Here is an 18,297-nt window from a genome sequence, read left to right as displayed (position 1 = left end):
CACTACTTCAAACGATCCGCCCAGTTCATCAACGGCTGCGCCCCCTGCATCGCGTTCTTCAGCTCATCTTCCGCGGTGGAGGCCGCCTGGCCACCGTACAATTTCACGCCGGCTTCACTTCGAAAGAATTTCATCGTGTAGATTCCGAGCGCCGTGCCGATCGGAATATTTACTAGATTGAGAACTGCAGTTAGAAACGCGATCGGTTTCAGCCAGCCAGCTCGTTTACGAAATCCATAACCGACGATCAGCGGGAGCAAACCAACGGTCAAGAACAGAATCACGAACACGAGCCCGCCTACAAACAGCCAGAATGATGAGATAAGTTCAGCGGCCGGTGTCGTGAGCTTAACCACCAGCACGAGCAGTAACAATCCGATCAACGTGAGCCCGTGAATTCCGCTGTAAACAAAATACAGCGTCGCGAGCGTCTTGTTGTGTTCTTCGGCGGTCATTAACGTTCAACGGCCATCGCCACCGCGTTGCCGCCACCGAGACACAGCGCGGCGATTCCCCGATGTGCATCGCGCCGCTTCAATTCGTAGAGCATGGTTGTGAGGATGCGCGATCCGGATTGTCCGATAGCGTGTCCCAAAGCGACGGCGCCACCATTAACGTTGACCTTGTCTGGATCGAGATCCAGCTCGCGTGTAATCGCGACCGCCTGCACCGCGAATGCTTCATTCAGTTCGATCAAATCGACGTCGTTAAGTGACCAGCCGGTCTTTTTCAGAAGCTTCTTAATTGCTTCGACCGGCGCCATCATCACCAGCTTTGGTTCAGTGCCCGAAGTAGCCTGCGACACAATTCGCCCCAGCGGCTCGACACCCAAAGCCTTCGCGCGCTCGGTCGAAGTCACCACTAACGCTGAGGCTCCATCATTCATTCCCGGCGCGTTGCCGGCGGTTACCGTTCCGTCACTCTTGAAGGCCGGCTTTAGTTTCGCTAACGCTTCGATCGAACTGTCGGCACGCACCGGCTCGTCGGTATCGAAAACGATGGAGGGGCCTTTCCTTTGCGGAATCTCGACGGGAACAATCTCATCCTTGAAGCTCCCCGCAGTAATTGCCGCAGCCGCCTTGCGATGCGAATTCAGCGCGTACTCATCCTGCTCGGCGCGGGGAACGTTGTACCGCTCGGAAACGACTTCACCGGTGCAGCCCATGTGCTGATCGTCAAACGCGCACCAAAGCCCGTCCTGAATCACTGAATCTGCGATCGTCCCGTGGCCGAGACGATATCCTTCGCGCGCTTTTGGCAGCAGGTACGGCGCGTTCGACATTGACTCCATACCGCCCGCGACGACAATCTCGGTGTCGCCGAGTTGCACGCCCTGCGCGGCCATCATCACGGCTTTCAATCCCGAGCCGCAGACCTTGTTGACCGTCACTGCTGAGACGGTGTTGGGCAAACCGCCTTTCAACGCGGCTTGCCGCGCCGGGTTTTGACCCAGGCCGGCCTGAATGACGCAGCCCATGATCACCTCGTCAACGTCCTCAGGGTTCACGCCCGCGCGTTTGACTGCCTCGCGCACGGCGATGGCGCCGAGTTCAGTTGCTTTGAAACTCTTCAGGGCGCCGAGAAACTTTCCCACCGGAGTGCGCACGGCGCTGATAATTACTGCTTCTTTGATTGATGACATAGTCTTGAATGTTATTGGTTTAATTGATTTAGGATGACTGCTAATTCCAAAACGTGTCAAGCGAGAGGATTCGGTATTGACTCCATGACGCTACCTCACGCTACACATGGCGCAATTGAAAACCCTCTCGCGCGAATGCTAGACTCACCGCTTGCAATTCAACCTCGGAATCATTCACGCTTCGATCAATTAATCATGCAGGCACTAATTCTGGCTGGCGGAAAAGGAACGCGGCTGCGGCCCCTGACTGTTTACACGCCGAAACCGATCGTCCCGATTTGTAACCGGCCGTTTCTGCTTTACCAAATCGACACCTTGCGGCGCGCCGGTGTCACGGACATAACCCTTTCCCTCTCTTATCAACCTGAGAAGATTGAGCAGCAGCTCGGCGATGGCTCGAACTTTGGTGTGAAATTGAAGTACACGGTCGAGCCCCAGCCGATGGGTACGGCCGGCGCCTACAAGTTCGCTGAAGATTTGATTCGCGAACCGACCGTGGTATTCAACGGCGACGTGCTCACGGATCTCGATCTAAAAGTGATGATCCGTCAGCATCAACAGCGGGGGGCCACCGCCTCGATCTTTTTGATCCCGGTCGAAGATGCCAGCATGTACGGCGTGGTTGAAACCGACGAAGAGGGTCGCGTTCAGCGCTTTGTGGAAAAGCCCAAGCCCGGCGAGACGGACTGTCGCAACATCAACGCCGGCGCGTACGTCCTCGAGCCGAAGGTGCTGGATTTGATTCCTAAAGGCGAAAATTATTCATTCGAGTACGCGCTGTTTCCGAAGTTGCTTGAGCAGGGCGAAGCTTTCTATGCGCACGTTCCGCCGCGCACGTATTGGCTGGACATTGGTACGCCCGCGCGCTATCTGCAAGCGCATCACGACATGCTGGCAAATCGTGTCACGCGCTTTCACCTGAAGGATCGCCGCGGTAACTTTGATTCGGCGACGCACTCTCAGATTGATGAACTGTCAATCATCGCCGACGACTGCACCATCAAACCGGGAGTCGAGATCATCAACTCGGTGCTTGGCCCGGGCTGCTACATCGAAGAGCGGGCCAGGATTGAGAATTCCGTGCTCTGGAGTCATACGCGCGTCGGCACTGCGGCGGAAGTGAGGGGCGCCCTCATCGGTCGGGGTTGCCACATTGGACGGTCGGCGATTGTCGGTCCGGGGACTGTGCTGGGTGATAAGACTTCTTTGAGCGATTACACAAGAACGTGCGTGTGAAGGCAGGGGTTAGAGTACCAACTTGAGTTGGGCTTTTTCTTCACGCACACCGAGGCAGCCAAACCGCCCGACTAAAGTCGGTACTCTAACGCCGCCACGCGCCCAAGAAGGACAAACTATGAACTTCGACAGCTTTCGTGCTTACGACATTCGCGGCGTTTACCCGACCGATCTCGACGAAGAGGCCTTCTACCGGATCGCGCAGGCTTACACCCATCTCTTTCATCCAAAGACGATGGTCGTCGGCATGGACGCCCGCGAATCAGGGCCATCGCTGAAAGCGGCGCTGACAAAGGGCTTTGTCGATGCCGGCGTTAACGTAGTGGACATCGGCGGCATCACGACCGACATGCTGTACTACGCAGTCGGCTCGTCGGATGAATACTCCGGCGGCATCGTGGTCTCTGCCTCGCACAATCCGAAGGAATACAACGGCGCGAAGATGGTGCGCGAGAAAGCCGCGGCCATCTCTTCTGAAACTGGATTATTCGCCATCCGCGATGCGCTGAAGGAAAACAAAGACAAGGAAGTCTCGTCGGACACCAAAGGGCGGGTCGAAGAAAAAGACGTCACTGAGGGCTATGTTGAGCACGTGCTCACCTTTATCGATAGCGATGCGATCAAACCGCTGGATGTCGTCGCAAACGCGAACTTTGGTTTCGCCGGCAAAATAGTGGACCTGTTGGCAGAGAAGTTGCCGATAAAGCTTACGCGGCTGAACTGGCAACCTGACGGTACTTTTCCAAAAGGCACACCCGATCCGATGCAGCCTGCCAATCGCGCTGAGACTGAACAGTTAATGCGTGATTCAAAGCACGACATCGCTGCCATCTGGGACGCCGACGCCGATCGTTGCATGTTCCTGGATGAGAAAGGCGAGTTCATATCCGGCGCCTACGTGACGGCCTCTTTGGCCGACGTCCTGCTGACAAAGAGCAGCGGCCCGAACAAAATCATTTTCGATCCGCGGGTGATTTGGCCGACGACCAAAGTTTGCGAGCAGCATGGCGCGCAACCGCTCATCTCCAAGAGCGGTCATGCCTTCATCAAGGATCGCATGCGCAATGAGAATGCCATCTTCGCCGGCGAGATGAGCGCGCATTACTACTTTCGCGAGAACTTTTATGCCGACAACGGAGTGATTCCTTTCCTACTGGTTCTTGAGCAGTTATCCCGTACTGGAAAATCTTTTTCCGAAACCATGCGGCCGTATATGGATGGCCATTACATGTCCGGCGAATTGAATTACCGCGTCGGCGACGTGCCGAAGACCATTGCGGCGGTAAAGGAGCGTTTCAACGGCCGCGGCACCGAAGACCTGACTGATGGCTACTCGCTGAATTCCGATGATTGGCGCTTCAACATCCGCTCCTCGAATACCGAGCCTCTGCTCCGCCTTAACATTGAAGCGCGGAAACCCGGCTTAGTTGAAAATCTGCGCGTCGAGATAGAAGAGATCATCGGAACCAGGCCGCACTAGCTGGTACGCACGCCTCCGGCGTGCAAGTTCATCGGCGCTCCGCTCGAAGGACTTTAGCTTTAAGACAGACGGCAGTCCGAGGAGTGCGTACCCACGGCACAGGCCTTGCCGAAACCATTTCGAAAGCTGATCCCCGGCGTGCAAGTAATCAGCGTCTGATTCGACTCGGGAGGTTTCGGTTCATGGGTCTCATCCTTCTAATAATCCTGATCATTTTGCTGTTGGGAGCGGTGCCGGCGTGGCCATATAGCCGCAACTGGGGCTATGGCCCAAGCGGCGGGCTCGGGCTGATCGTGCTCATCGTTATCATTCTCTTGCTGTTGAAGGTGTTCTAACCTGAGACGGTCTGGTCCTCGTTTCACCACAATTTGATGCACATTTCCGCTTTGACTTCGGCGGCAGGGCATCCCACACTCTCGGGCATGCCCGAGCTGCCGGAGGTCGAGCACGTCGTGCGCGCGTTGCGCCGGTCTGTGGTTCGACGGCGCATCCTCGCTACTGAGATCCGCCTGCCCAAGCTCGTTCCCCGTAACGCGCAAGCGGCATTCAATCGCAAACTCAAAGGTTCTCGCATCTGCGGCGTGCGGCGGCGCGGCAAGTTCATCCTGATCGATCTCGACAAACCGAAGATGCTTTCGCACGGTCGCGCCGTCGGCACGCGGCCCGGCTCAGGCAGCGTGTTGATCTTCCACTTGCGCATGACCGGCAAGTTTCGATATCTCACGGTCGACGAGGAACTGCCGCGGTACGCGCACGCAATCTTTTACCTGGATAACGAGCGGCGGCTGGTGTTCTGTGATCAGCGGCAGTTTGGAGTAATGAAGCTGGTGGCGTATTCCCGGCTCGCCCACACCAAAGGAATTCGCGAACTCGCCCCCGAACCTTTCTCAGACGAATTCAGTTTGGATTATTTAAAGCGGGTGCTGGCGCGCTCGCAGCGAAGTCTGAAGACGCTCCTGCTCGATCAAACAAAGGTGCTTGGGCTGGGAAACATTTACGCGTCCGAAGCGCTCTTTCGTGCGCAGATCAATCCTTTCAAGATCGCGACAACGCTGGCTCCTAAACGCGTCGCCAGATTGCATCAGGCTATCCGCGAAGTTCTTACCGACGCGATGAGTGACGGCACGCGACTGCGGGTGAATCTCGAACATCCGGACGGATTCACGTACGGTGAAGCGTTCGAAGATTTCTGGCATGTTTACGATCGCGAAGGTGAGCCCTGCGTCAGGTGCGGCGCGAGGATTCGTCGCGAAACGCAGGGCGGGAGATCAACTTACTGGTGTCCCAGGTGTCAGAGACGATGAATCCGCAGACTACGCAGACACAGATAAAGAATTACGAAGGACTGCAGGTTCGAACCTTGCCTTCGTCACTTAGCGCCTTACAGAATCCCTCATCATCGATACGCCACTGGTTCTAATTCTTATTCACACCCGGTTTCAACCCGGTGACCTGCTTGCAACAAAATTTGGATTGAACCGTTTTAACGGTTTCTCTTAAGCTCTTCTTCTCAAGGAGCTTCTAAACCATGTCAACTCACTCCCACTCCCGGTGTTGGCTGCATTTGATCTGGGAAACACTTCGACGCGAACCAATGTTGGACAAACTAGCAGCAGCCAAAGCTTCAGTAGATCTGTCAGAGTACGCCCTTGAAAGAGGAATCTATATGAAGATCAATTACTTCAACGCGGATCACACTCACACTCCCTCACTCTGCACCGTTGATTGGTTGTTACTGCGGTGTTAAATCCAGCGCTTCAACCACGCGAGTAAATGGGATGTTCGCTTTTTCGTTGACTGCCTTAACGTCATCAGCATTGCCAGCCTCAAACAAACACATGCAATGCGCTTCACCCGGAACAAAGGTCGTTCTGATGTAGCGAACAGGTTTACCGTCAGCGGTGAACTGGTTACTGGTTTCGATTGCAGCCTTCTGCGCCGCGGCCAATTGATCCATCTGGATGCCGGGCAATTCGCGCTCAACCATATAAACAGGCATTCTCAGGTCCTCCTCATGTAATGAAATCCTACAAGTTCGCCAAAATGAAATCCGTCATCATCTGTCGCATGTGCTTGAGCAGCAGCGGATCGGTCACGCCGTGGCGCGACTTGGGATAAACCATTAGCTGCACTGGCTTGCCGCTCTTCTGTAGCTCGTAAAGAAACTGAATCGTGTTCGACATGTGCACGTTGTCGTCGATGGCGCCGTGAATCAGGAGCAGCTTGCCGTTCAGGTTTTTGGCGAAATGCAGCGGCGCCGACTTGCGGTAGCCCTCCGGATTATTCTGCGGCGTGTCCATCAGACGCTCAGTGTAAATGGTGTCATAGTTCCGCCAGTCAGTGACTGAGCCGCCGGCAATTCCGACCTTGAATGTCTGGCTGTGGGTGAGCGCATAGGTCGTCATGTAACCGCCGTAGCTCCAGCCCCAGATGCCGATTCGGGAACCATCAACGTATGATTGTGACTTCAACCAAGCGAACCCGTCTTCAATATCGCGCAGTTCCAGTTCACCCAGATTCTTGTAAGCCGGCCAGGCGGAACCGGCTCCCTTGCTACTGGCGGTGCGGTTGTCGCAAATCCAAATGATGTAGCCTTTCTGCGCCAGCATCTGATGCCACATGAACGTCGCTCCGCCCCACGCATTGCGAACCTGCGGCGCTTGCGGACCGCCGTACGTGTAAGACCACACCGGATATTTCTTCGACGGATCGAAATCCGGCGGCTTGATCATCATCGCTTCCATCGTGAAGCCGTCGCGCGTCTTCACGTTGAGCAACTCAACCTTGCCGAGCTTGTACTGCGCCAACGCGTCGACTTTGTTCTCGTCGATCACGCGTACGAGTTTCCCGGCCGCATCGTAAAGCCGCACCTGGGTCGGGGTGTTCACGTCAGACCAGGTGTCGATGAAGTGTGTCGTGTTGGAATTAAACGACGGCCGATGATTCCCTTCCGTCGTGGTCAATCGGCTTAGCCCGGTTCCGTCGAGCTTGATCGAATAGGCGTTATTCGCAATGTAGCTGTGTTCGGTGCCGGTGAAATAGATCGTTCCCTTCCCGTCGTTCACTTCATCAAGGGTGCGGACGTCCCAATCACCTTTCGTCACCTGCCGGATCAACTTTCCGTCGGCGCCATAGTGATAAATGTGCTCCCAGCCGTCACGACTGCTGAGCCAGAGAAACGAACCATTGTTCAGCCAGCGCAGACCTTCATCGACGACTTCGACCCAGGCCTTGCTCGTCTCGCGGAAGAGATTGGACGAGCTGCCGTTGTCGGGATTCGCGGTGTTCAGGTCGAGATACGACTGAATGCGATTCTGCGCCTGATACCAAACCTTCTTGCCGTCGGGAAACCAACCGACGCGCACAATCAACAAATCTTCCGGCATGTACTTGCCGGTGTCGACCCAGGTGATGTCGCCGCCGGCTGCGTTGACGACGCCCAGCTTTACAAGCGGATTCGCTTCGCCGGCTTTTGGATAGGGTGTGTTCTCGAGAACTTGGTCAATCGGAATGTGATCGACGACCGGAAAATTAGGCACGGGATTCTCGTCGAGACGAAGAAAAGCAAGTCGTGTCGAGTCCGGACTCCACCAGTAAGCGCCGAAATTACCGCGGCCGTAGAGCTCTTCCTGATAAACCCAGTCGAGCCGTCCATTAAAAATCTTTTCGCCCCCATCGCCTGTCAGGGCCCGTTCGCGTTGGGAAGCGAGGTCCGCCACATAGAGATTTCCGCTGCGCACGAAACTTATGAACTTGCCGTCCGGGCTGAAGCCTTCGCCGACTTCTTCCTGCGGACTGTGCGTCACCCGAATGGCGCGATCGTTTCCGAACTCGTAATAGAACAAGTCGTTCGCGTGGTTAATCAGCACGCCGGTCTCTGCCGGATTCATTTGATAAAAGGTCTGGTTCGCCAACCGCCGGGCCGCGTCTTTCATTCCGGGGAGCGCGGCAAACGCAGCTTCCATTTTCGCCGCGTTGTAGTACGGCTCAGACTTTCCGGACACGGCATTGACCTTCAACAAGCGCGGGAATGCGTTTCGATCGCGGCTGACCACCGTGAAATGGACGCCGTCCTTCAGCCAGCGGGGACTGACTGGCGAGCCGCCAAAGCTGACGCGCTTCTGCGGATCGAAGATGTCGTCAATGGTTAATTGCTTGTTTTGCGCGAGCGCCTGGGCCGCGACGCCGGTAACGATGAAGAATAGAAGAATGCTTCGTCGGAATATTTTCACTTGATTCATCTCCAGTAGAGATTAGGGTAAACGCAGCGCGGAAAAGCAAAGAGGCAACAAAGGCTTTCACCCTTGCGCCTCTCTGCAACTTATCACGAGCTTGCTCCCAATTCAGTTTACGAAAAGCTCACACGCCCGGCATCGCTCTCTTCAGCGGCTTCAGCAGTACTGCGAGCACAATCGCCATGAACAGGGCCATACACGCCAGGACCAGGAAGAAGCTCGACTGCAGCCAGATGTCCCAGTAGACGCCAATCTGCGTGAGCTTGTTTCCGATGGCCGTAGCCACAAACCACCCGCCCATCATCAGACCGCGGATACTTATCGGCGCGACCTTCGAGACCAGCGACAGACCCATCGGCGAAAGCATAAGTTCGCCCAGCGTCACGATCATGTAACCGAGGAAGAGCCAGAACCCCGATACGTGAAAAAGATAGGCGTTATCCAGAATTGCAGCCCGGTGAGAATCTCCAAACCCGGGGGCGACCGAGTTGACGGCCGCGATCATCTTTTCCTGACCGCTCCTCATACGCGCCTTCTCAGCCTCCGTCAGCGGGGGCTTCCCGGCTTTTGCATTTTCTTCGTCCGCCTTCTTGATGTCTTCCTCGCTTGATGCAGAGAATTTCACGCCGCTGACTATCTTCTTCCCTTCCGGTTTAGCGGCAAAGAAGCCCTTCACCGAATTCCAGAGCCCCGGTTCGACGGGCGCCGCGGGCGGGGCCGGAGTTTCCGCATTCATGATCTTGTCAACCACGTCTTTCGGAGCGCCTTGAGCGACCAGATTCGTGGCGACGCGTTCATTTATCCGGAACGCGCCAGAAGCAAATTGATCAGGAGTTTTCGGTGCGCGTTCACCCATACTTGCAGCCATCCACAAAACCAGGAACGAGAGTCCCGTAAGGGTCATGCCAAACGCCATCTTTGTCGGTGTGGCGGGTTCCTTGCCCTTGCGATCCAGCCAGCCCCAAAACCAGACGAGCGGAAACGTGAGCGCGAGCACCCACATGGCATTTATCGATTGAGAAATAGTTCCGGGAATGCTCGTATTGTCTTCGGCGAAATAGGTCAGGGTTGAGCTGTTTTGGTGAAACACCATCCAGAAGACAATGACGATTGCGAAAATGACAAGGAGCGCAACCACGCGTTTCCAGTTCGGGACAGCCAGCATGTCCGCGCTTCGCCCCGCGTCTCCGCCGGCGCCTTTCGCGTGACCACCTTCGTCCTGATCGCTAACACCATGTGGCGGAGCATCTGTCGCAGTGGCGGCCGTGTCGGCAGCCTGTTGGGCATCGCGGGACCCCTTCTTTCGGTCGGCGCTCAGCACATGCTGTTTGAAGTACCACAGAGTTCCCACCGAAATCAGCATTCCAAATGCGGCGACCGCAAACGCGGCGTGAACATTAATCGTCGACTTTACAATCTGCATCACGATCGGCGCCGCAAATGCACCGACATTGATGCCCATATAAAAGATGTTGTAGGCACGATCCTTGAGGTGACTGCCCTCGGGATAGAGGTTGCCAACCATCGTTGACACGTTCGGTTTGAAGAAGCCGTTACCGATCACCAGGCAGACAAGAGCACTGTAAACCGCCCACAGTGCTTGAATTGAGAGCAACCCATGCCCCGCCATGAAGAAGAAGCCACCGATCATCACGGCCTTGCGATAACCAGTGATGCGATCGGCGACGAGTCCGCCGATCAGCGGGCTCGCATAAACAAACATCAGGTAGTTGGCGTTGAGCGTGGTCGCCTCAGTCGCCGTCCAGCCAAATCCGCTGATCGGGTCGCGCAGGTACAGCGTAAATAACGACAGCATCGAGTAGAAGCTGAACCGCTCCCACATCTCGGTGGCAAACAGGACGTACAGACCCTTCGGATGAGTCGTAACGCCAACCTGATTGTTGGTGGCCATATTGTTGTTTTTCGCTCCTCTTCAGTCGTTCAACGAACTAGCGGAGAGAGATGGTTAATTATTTAAAGGCATTCAGCCAGAAGCTACCTAGGGCTGTCAACTTGAAAACGGTCTAAACATTGGCTTTGGGCGCGCTGAATTCTCACATTTAAGTTGTGGACGATCTTCGGATTCTCACGATACGATGCCCTGGCGCGCGCGCCTCGCACCCGAAGTCGCCGCTTGAAAAGTATTAATCGGCGGCTTCAGGCAGTGGCGAAACTGGTTCATAAAGGAGCGATGATGAACAAAATCTTGTTTGTGGCCCTAGCGGCGCTTTGCCTGACCGTCGCCGGCGCTGTTCTGCCGCAACGCGTCGTGGCTCAACCAAAAACGCAGGATGTCGTCTTCGGTCCCGTCAGTACTTACAATCACAAAAGCGGTTGGTTCTCGCTCGCGCGGCCCGGAAATTGGAATGTGACGGACGTCAGTGCTGCGGGCGAAGCAGTTGTCTCAATCATCGATCCGACTGAAAACGGCGTCGTCGTGGTGCGCGTCTACGAGCCCAGCCGCGTCTATACGCAAGCGGAACTCGGTGAAACGCTCAAGGCCTTTCTCCGCTTACGCCTGGGTAGTTTCGACGCTTTCGAGATGGGCGATTCGAAGTCGCAAAAGGACGGCAGCCTGGGACTTTATTTCAAATACAACTCGGTGGTGAAGGGCGTCACCTACAAAATGTACGGGGACGCGTTCATCGAGCAACACAACGGCTTAATTGGCTTGATCACCCTCATCATGCCGCAAGACCAATATGATGCGAAGCAGAAGGATGCTTACGCGATGGTGAACAGCTTTCGGGTAACCGGGACAGCGCCGAAAAAGGGGTGAGATGTCAAGGCTTAGTGGTCGTATCTTTGCGATCCTTCGCAGTCGGGTAAGACACGTCTTCATTTGCACTTTGTAGATTCTGCGGCCTTCAACAACTCGGCTAGCGACTGATGACCCTTTGCCCGAGCAATCTCTCGCGCAGTACCGGCCGAGCTTCTGTAACAGACGTCGGCTCCCTGGATAACCAGCATCTTGATAACCTCTGTGTGTCCCCCAGAAGCAGCGGCGTTCAGTGGAGTATTCTGAAACTCTGCAACCCGATTCAGATCCGCCCCATTCTCTATAAGTAGACGAACTGCCTCATTTTTCCCCTGCATCGCAGCAGTTTGTAATGGCGGGTAGTAGTCGTAGACGGACCCCTCAACGTTTGCCCCGTCACGAAGCGCCTCTCTCATCTTCTGAAGGTCACCTTCCAATGACGCTTTGACGAGTTTTAACTGAAGCTCGTAACACACCGGACTGTAATCGTCGTCACCCGAAACGTCGGTGAAGTAGCGAGGACCGCAACGCTCACCTTTGTTTTGATCGGTTTTTCGCAAAGGTATTGGATTTCGCATGATTTCCTTCTGGCCGTGCGGTGATATCCGATAGTCAGACCCTTTCGTTGAGCCGTTACTGCATGAAGGAGTCAAACTTCCCATTACCAAAATACCTATGATGAGAAACATAAGCAGTTGCTCGTCTCCTTTCGGTGTTGGGACTCTTCTATCGCTTCCCATTACGTCTCCTCACAACCGCAGGTTCGTGGGAAGTGTTCGCCATGTTGTTCGTAAAAGAAAAAAGGGGGGTCAGGCCTGCGATTTTTTGATAATGCTCCAGTCTCCACCAGTCTCCAGTGGCTTCATCGAACTCGACGCGATTGATAGCGGAGAAACGGAAAGCCGGCACCCACCGCGAATTGAAGAATCGAAGGCCTGACCCCCAGTTGAGTTGAGAGAAGGCGTGACCCCATTTGAGTTGAGATTCGCGGAACTGATACTCAACGGAAATCGGTCTACTCGGCAGTTTGTGTAAAGTGGAGTAACGCCCGGCTCACGTATATCAGACTGCAGCACCATGTTCGCTGTATACCTTGCAAGCGGACAGGCTTGTCGAACGCTAGTGACTCAGTAAGTTTGCTTCTCAATATTTCATTTGCGTTCGGTATCGATGGCAGATCGAGCTCTTCGGCCCATATTCTCGGCGCTTCCAAGTAGTTTCGGGCGCGAATCTGCGAAATATAAGTACCATTGCGAAATTCAAAAAAAAACGTATAGAGGGCCATGTTTTGCTCCAGTGTTAAGTCTTTACCGACATCTCTAGCGCTTGCCCTTTCTGCCGTGGGATTCCGACTTTTTCATGCGGTCAAGCTGCTTTCGAATGGCGGCCTTTATTTTTTCAACCAGCTTTTTATCGTCTGGTGATTTGTTCGGTTTCGAATTCGCCTTTGCAAGTTCTTGCTTCAACTGTTCAAGCAACTGCCGCGCTGCTTCCACGCGATCAGGGTTGGCCTTTCTCGCGTCTCTATCGCCCTGGCTGTAAAAATTAGGATCGACAATCGGCAGTCCTTGATTCACAGGCTCGCCGAGTGCCCATATCGTCGCAATGACAGCGGTACCAAGAAATAAATATGCGTTACCTCTGCCGCCACGTCTAGCCGCTATAGTTAGGCCAGTGGCGAGTGCTACGCTGTACTCAGTTTGATTTTGCCCAACAATCGAAAACCCATAATACGCGTCGGAACCGGCCGGAGCGTTCCGATCAGGCCCATTTGGATTTAGCCTAACCCGCCCGTAGTTCGTGTTGAATTCCATTTCACTCGCCGTTAAAGGCGTGTACAAAGGGTTCCCGTTTGCGTCGCGGGCCTTGGAGATTTCGTTGTCCCAACGCTCTTGTGAAAACCAGACAATATGTTTTCCGTCGGAAGACCTTACCCAGATTTCGCCGGTCGGATCAATGTACATAAGGGGACTGTTGAGCGCGTATGTGTAACGATTCCAACTTTGCGGAATTTGTCGCTCGGCGCTTGCTAACAGCGGATCGACAGACAAAAACCTGCCTTGCGTACTCGAATAGTAACGTGCTTCGAAGAAGTCGAGCTCGGTCTCGCTGTCCCGCTCTTTAGAGGTGAACTTTTGGCGCACGTTGTCACCGGCAGGGTAGCCGGGAACACCCGTACGCAAATTCGACGGCACCTCTTCACCAAACGGCAAATAATCATGCCGTGAAGCATTGGCCAGCGATCCCGTCTGATCGAATACCATCCGCGGCGTGCCCAGGTGATCTGAAACGAGCCAACGGAGATCGACACTAGTGCCGCTTCCGGCCGTAAGTGCTTCATTGGCCTTCGTGCGGAGTTCAGAGATGTGGGCAGCCTTGATATCGTAACCGTTCGCCAACGCCGGGTCTGTATAGCCACCGGTTGAAAGTGCCAGCTCCATCCGCGCTTCATCCAATTGCGTACGTAACTCAGTTACATGCGACGCTTTGATCGTTGTGACGCCCGCCGTGATTGATTCAGCCCAGCTGGCCGGCTGAAGTCCGGCATGGACGCGCGCTTGATTGATGGCCGTTCTTAATTCGTTAAGATGCGCAGCCTTAACGACTGATGTTCCCACAACCAAAGGATGGTCGGTAAAGGTGAACGCACTTCCGCCCGAACCAACCGTCACTGTCGCGGTAACCAACAACTCGTCGTTGCGATAGCCATACTCTTTGGAGAGCTGGGTTCCGTTCGACGTATATTCCGCCAGCAACTCGCCGCCGAGGCCATAAACCTGCCATGTCTCAAATCCGCCGACTTTCCGCTTCACCCGGCGGCCGTCACCATCGTAAAAATATTCTCCGGCGACGTAGTTACCTGATTGGGTCTCTTTCGTCATCCGATTCTCGGCGTCGTAGAGACGTTCGATCGCCTGCTGTCCGGTTACCGCGCCACTGTAAGTATCTTTCCAGAGATTCCCCCCGGCATCGTACCGCATGCTTCGGGAAGATTCGGCCAAAGCCAAGTCGCCCGGCGCATACAGCCGGTTCGTACCTGTCTCTAGTTCGAAGTTAAGATTGTTAACACCGCCAAAAGTTTGACTTGTATTAGTGTCAATACGGCGATTGCCGTAGCGATCATAGAAGTACGTTTGCTTGAATGTGTCGTTGCCGGTCCCGTTGAGTTTCTCGCTGACTGAAGTCAGGCGATTCAGCGCGTCGTAGGCGAACCTGTCCTGGAAAAAGCTGTTACCGGGAATGTAGTTCTCCTGCCGCAGAAGGTTTCCGTTATTGTCCGTGCCGCTTCCACCCTGAACAAAGTTGCTGCTGTAATAATTCACAATGGCGCCACGGTCGCCGTTGGCCGGATCGGTCGCAAACGAAACTGTGCTGGCGCGCAAATCCCAGAGTTGCCCGCGAACGTTGTAGCGTTGCTTGTGATAGATCGGTGTCGTGGTTCCGAGCTTCTCTTCCTGCAAGCCACCGAACGTCGAATAGCTTAGGCCGCTGGCGTACGTCCGCGGCGCTCCTCCTTGACCAAGATTTCCCGTGAACGCGAGGTTCTGGGCGTCCTTGTCAGCCAATCTCCCGGCGCCATCGTAATTGTAGGTAACTGAATGACCTGACGGGTAGGTCATCGTCTTTACATGTCCCGCGAGATCGTATGTGTAGCCGATCAAGTAACTCTGTGCCCCGATCGTCTGGGTCGCACCGAGAGCACGGCCCCTCGCGTCGTAGCCGCTGTAGCTGTAAGCGGACACACTGGAGCTAACCGAAGCCAGACGGCCGTTGCCATTACTAATGGCCCCAGAGTCGTACACGTAGGTTACTGTGGGTGTGCTGTCTGAATAGGTGCGGCTGGTCACGCGATTCAGGTTGTCGTAAGCAAAGGTTGCCCGCACTCCGCGCGCGTCGGTCTTGAAAAGGAGGTTGCCGTTGGCATCGTATCCATTTGCCTGGCACTGACCGGCAGTGACGGTGCCATAGCAGATCGTCCCGCTCTCGGGATTGGTTGCTGAAGTAAGTTGCGCCAATGAGTTGTACGTGAAGGTGCGGGTCTGCGAACCTTGGGTGACTTCCAACAGATTCCCCAGTAGATCGTACGTGTAATTCGTGGGCTGTATCGGAGCGCCATTGCCATCGTCCAGGGCGCCTGTGATCTTATCGGGCTCGTCAACTCGCGCCAATCGTCCCAGGGCATCCGTAAGAGTGCGTCTAAGCTTCCCGGCTTGATCGGTGACTGTCACCATCGATCCAAGTGGGGTCGAGGTGCTTCCGGTGTAAGCGTTGGTGAACTGGGCGCCATCCGGCGTGGTTACCGAAGTGACGCGCCCCAGATAGTCGTGAGCATTCGTCGTCCAGTGATTCTCTGGATTGATGGCCGCATTCAGACTCGTAGTGCGATAAGGATTCGACGTCCGCCATGACCGGCCCATCAAATCGTACTGGATGTCCTTCGTCAGGTAGGTGCTGCCTTCGTTCAAAAACGAGCGACAGGGCCTGCCTAATTTATCGTAGTACTGGTAAACCTCTACCACTCGGGTAGAGTCGAGCGACGTTTGAGTCCTCACATAGAGGTCGCCGGGTAAATCGCCGTAAGCATAGCTGGTCGATCCGCCGCCGCTCGGTCGCGTGATCGTCGCGGGCCGATTAGCTGAGTCGTAGGCATAGCTGGTGGTTTTCCCGTTGGCGTCAGTAAGTGAAGTCATCAATCCGGTGTTGGCGTTGTATTCCGCAGTCGTGATCAGAGCGGTCGTTGAACCATGTTCACCCGTTGGATCCGGCACGGCTGTAGTGGCGGTAGTTTGATAGGCATATGAATAGCCGCTCGAGTAAGTCAGCTGAGACTGATTGCCTTTCGCGTCCCAAATGTTTCTCACGTTTCCAAATTGGTCATACTGCACATGTGATTGCCGATAGCTGTTGGTAGTGTTCAACCAAACGCCTGTGGTCGTCGGGAGCCCGCGCAGATTGGTTCCCGGATCTGTCCAGCCGCCGATGGCGCCGCCGTACGTTAATAGCGGATAAGTACCCACCTCGTCATAACTTGTCTGTGACTGGGCCGCGATGGTTGACCCTATCGTCACCCGAGTGGAGGTCGGCAGGCGCAGCAGATTCCGATCACGGTAGGCGGCGCGGGTACTTGAGCTGATGCCTGAATCGTTTACCAGATAGGTAGCTTCCTCAGAGCGTAGCAGCGATCCCGGGGAAATTGATCCGATCGCCAATGTTTGTGCGCTGCTTTGGCTGATTGACGTGAAGTCGTAATGATTCGTTGCGATGACATTCAAATCATCGTCGTAGGACATCGTAGTGGTGGAAGTAAGGGCGTTACTTGTTCCTGTATCCAGCAGGATGTGTACCTGCTTTGTCACTCGCGGGTTGCGGGCCGCCGTGGCCCAACCTCCTGAAGTTGGTCCCGAAGTTGTCCAGTGGCTGAGTGTTCGTCTAAGCATTGCGCCACCGGCGATCGGCGGGGCTGGCTCTAACAGACGTTCTTCAAAGGGCAGGCTCAACTCTGCCCACCCAAATCCAAATTTGTCATAGCCTTGAGAAGTTTCCGCTCTTATCAGTTGTTCATTGACAGTTTTGTCGGGAGCAGTGGTGCTGACGGTTAGTACAAAATTGCTTTTGGCAGCGGCATAGTGCCAGTGAACTTCATCCGCGCTTGCTCCGGTTGGGCTGAGCCATCGATCAACCACTCCCCGATTACCCTGATCATAAGGCGTCTCTAAAAAGCTCGCCCCCGATACTGCTGCATGATCGAACCGCTCGTACGCGCCGGTGGGATATACAACCTTCGTGATCTCGGCAAAAACATTGTATGTGAACAGGTAATGCTGGCCATTGGGCAGTATGATTTCGGCCAGCACGATGGGGTTGAATTTTACCGAAGCGGGAAATCCCGGACCGTCGTAGAGGCGGCTTGCGCCATCGCCGATGAACAATCCTGGCGAACGCGGGTTCCAGGTCTCACCGAGTCCAAAGGTCATATTAGTCTTGTAGTGCAATTCATCGCTGGGGTTCGTCAACGCATTTTCAAGCGTGCTCCAGCGCACACTGTATGAGGCGGGGGTGCTGGTGGTTGAGGGGATGTTGTAAGTATAGGTATTAGCGCTCGGTGTCGCAGGCAGTGGCACATCCAGAACCCGGCCCTGAGTATCAGTCCATTGCCGACTCGACGCACTGTAACTAAGCGTGTTGCCATTGCGATCGATAAACTGGGCATTCGTGCTGCTCAAGACATAACGCGCGCCGTCAGGCATGTAAAGGATGCCGTCGGTATAGGATGATGCGTCGTAGCGCAGGTTCGAACCGTCTACTGAATAATATATACCTGCAGTTGCCGGCGAGGTTGTGGGCGTGTCATTAATCCTTAGTTCGTGGGACGACCCGCCTGGCATGTGTACTTGAATCCGGTTGATGTAATAACCGCCGGAGTCCCCACAGTCGCCGCAGAAAGGAGTACCATCGCTGTTGTAGTGCTGGCTCTGACCCGTCCACTCTATGATTGGAATATCGGCAGATGTGGTCCAGCCCGCTTTGGCCCACTCGCTGAACATTGGAATAGATTCCGTGCGCAGTAAGCCGCCATTGCTCAGCCATGATTCCTCGTAAGCAATGCGCCACTGCTTGGAAGAGTAAGACAAACTTATAGGCACACCTGTGCCCCCACGTCCTGGATAATTGCCAATTGGGACCTCAATGCTCAACGCCAGCGTCGACGGGTCTACTGTCATGGCACTCCGCAGCGCTTGGTCCGGCTTGTTATGCGTGTACTGGATCGACTGCGCGCTACTGAGAACCGGCAGTGTTAGCAGGATTAACTCAACTGTGAAGAGCAAGAAAACGGCCGGCATTAAGGCACTTCGCTCGAAAGAACGAGCTGCCGCTTTTCTTTCAAGCGAGAGTGATTTGGTTGTTCTTAACAACAGATGCAGTGACATAATGACTCCTACGCTTA

12 protein-coding genes are annotated in these 18,297 nt (G+C 54.8%); 5 read left to right on the top strand and 7 right to left on the bottom strand.

What is annotated here, in order from left to right; all coding sequences use genetic code 11:
• Nucleotides 1–2 precede the first annotated feature (2 nt).
• Together VFX97_06620 and VFX97_06615 are read right to left on the bottom strand one after the other, a co-directional pair.
• Nucleotides 3–455 carry a hypothetical protein gene (locus VFX97_06620; protein ID HEX5702853.1) on the bottom strand — a complete coding sequence of 151 codons (453 nt, stop codon included), beginning with the start codon at nt 453–455 and terminating at the stop codon, nt 3–5.
• Nucleotides 455–1,642, bottom strand: coding sequence for an acetyl-CoA C-acetyltransferase (locus VFX97_06615; protein ID HEX5702852.1), 1,188 nt, complete (start codon nt 1,640–1,642; stop codon nt 455–457). The genes VFX97_06620 and VFX97_06615 overlap by 1 nt, the downstream gene beginning before the upstream one ends.
• 195 nt (nt 1,643–1,837) lie before the next feature.
• Between VFX97_06615 and VFX97_06610 the strand changes: the two genes are divergently transcribed.
• The 4 genes from VFX97_06610 (at nt 1,838) to mutM (ending at nt 5,662) form a co-directional block, all read left to right on the top strand.
• Nucleotides 1,838–2,878, top strand: a complete 1,041-nt coding sequence (locus VFX97_06610) for an NDP-sugar synthase (GenBank protein ID HEX5702851.1) — start codon at nt 1,838–1,840, stop codon at nt 2,876–2,878.
• A 118-nt stretch (nt 2,879–2,996) separates the two neighbouring features.
• Nucleotides 2,997–4,358 carry a phosphomannomutase/phosphoglucomutase gene (locus VFX97_06605; protein HEX5702850.1) on the top strand — a complete coding sequence of 454 codons (1,362 nt, stop codon included), beginning with the start codon at nt 2,997–2,999 and terminating at the stop codon, nt 4,356–4,358.
• A 182-nt stretch (nt 4,359–4,540) separates the two neighbouring features.
• Nucleotides 4,541–4,693 (top strand): DUF3309 family protein, encoded by a 153-nt coding sequence (locus VFX97_06600; GenBank protein ID HEX5702849.1) that lies wholly within the window; start codon nt 4,541–4,543, stop codon nt 4,691–4,693.
• Nucleotides 4,694–4,729: 36 nt separating this feature from the next.
• Nucleotides 4,730–5,662, top strand: a complete 933-nt coding sequence (gene mutM, locus VFX97_06595; GenBank protein HEX5702848.1) for a bifunctional DNA-formamidopyrimidine glycosylase/DNA-(apurinic or apyrimidinic site) lyase — start codon at nt 4,730–4,732, stop codon at nt 5,660–5,662.
• A 428-nt stretch (nt 5,663–6,090) separates the two neighbouring features.
• Here the strand turns inward: mutM and VFX97_06590 are convergent, their stop codons facing one another.
• The 3 genes from VFX97_06590 to VFX97_06580 all read right to left on the bottom strand — a co-directional run bounded on the left by VFX97_06590 (nt 6,091) and on the right by VFX97_06580 (nt 10,505).
• Nucleotides 6,091–6,357 (bottom strand): DUF4242 domain-containing protein, encoded by a 267-nt coding sequence (locus tag VFX97_06590; protein ID HEX5702847.1) that lies wholly within the window; start codon nt 6,355–6,357, stop codon nt 6,091–6,093.
• A 28-nt stretch (nt 6,358–6,385) separates the two neighbouring features.
• A complete protein-coding gene (locus tag VFX97_06585) occupies nt 6,386–8,590 on the bottom strand; it encodes a S9 family peptidase (GenBank protein ID HEX5702846.1) in 2,205 nt (734 codons plus the stop codon).
• Nucleotides 8,591–8,717: 127 nt separating this feature from the next.
• The gene (locus VFX97_06580; protein HEX5702845.1) at nt 8,718–10,505 is read right to left on the bottom strand and encodes a peptide MFS transporter; all 1,788 of its coding nucleotides are present in this window, start codon (nt 10,503–10,505) and stop codon (nt 8,718–8,720) included.
• A gap of 282 nt (nt 10,506–10,787) precedes the next feature.
• On the opposite strand from VFX97_06580, the gene VFX97_06575 reads away from it, so the two are divergent.
• Complete coding sequence (locus VFX97_06575; protein HEX5702844.1) at nt 10,788–11,372, top strand: hypothetical protein; 585 nt, start codon at nt 10,788–10,790, stop codon at nt 11,370–11,372.
• 59 nt (nt 11,373–11,431) lie between these two features.
• Here VFX97_06575 and VFX97_06570 read toward each other — a convergent pair whose 3' ends face one another.
• Together VFX97_06570 and VFX97_06565 are read right to left on the bottom strand one after the other, a co-directional pair.
• The gene (locus VFX97_06570) at nt 11,432–11,929 is read right to left on the bottom strand and encodes an ankyrin repeat domain-containing protein (protein ID HEX5702843.1); all 498 of its coding nucleotides are present in this window, start codon (nt 11,927–11,929) and stop codon (nt 11,432–11,434) included.
• 741 nt (nt 11,930–12,670) lie between these two features.
• On the bottom strand, nt 12,671–18,193 hold the full coding sequence (locus VFX97_06565; GenBank protein ID HEX5702842.1) for an RHS repeat-associated core domain-containing protein: 5,523 nt from the start codon (nt 18,191–18,193) through the stop codon (nt 12,671–12,673).
• Nucleotides 18,194–18,297: the final 104 nt, after the last annotated feature.

The sequence above is a fragment of the Pyrinomonadaceae bacterium genome (assembly GCA_036277115.1).
In the GTDB taxonomy this organism is placed as follows: domain Bacteria; phylum Acidobacteriota; class Blastocatellia; order Pyrinomonadales; family Pyrinomonadaceae; genus UBA11740.
This window is presented reverse-complemented; position numbering and strand designations above follow the sequence as displayed.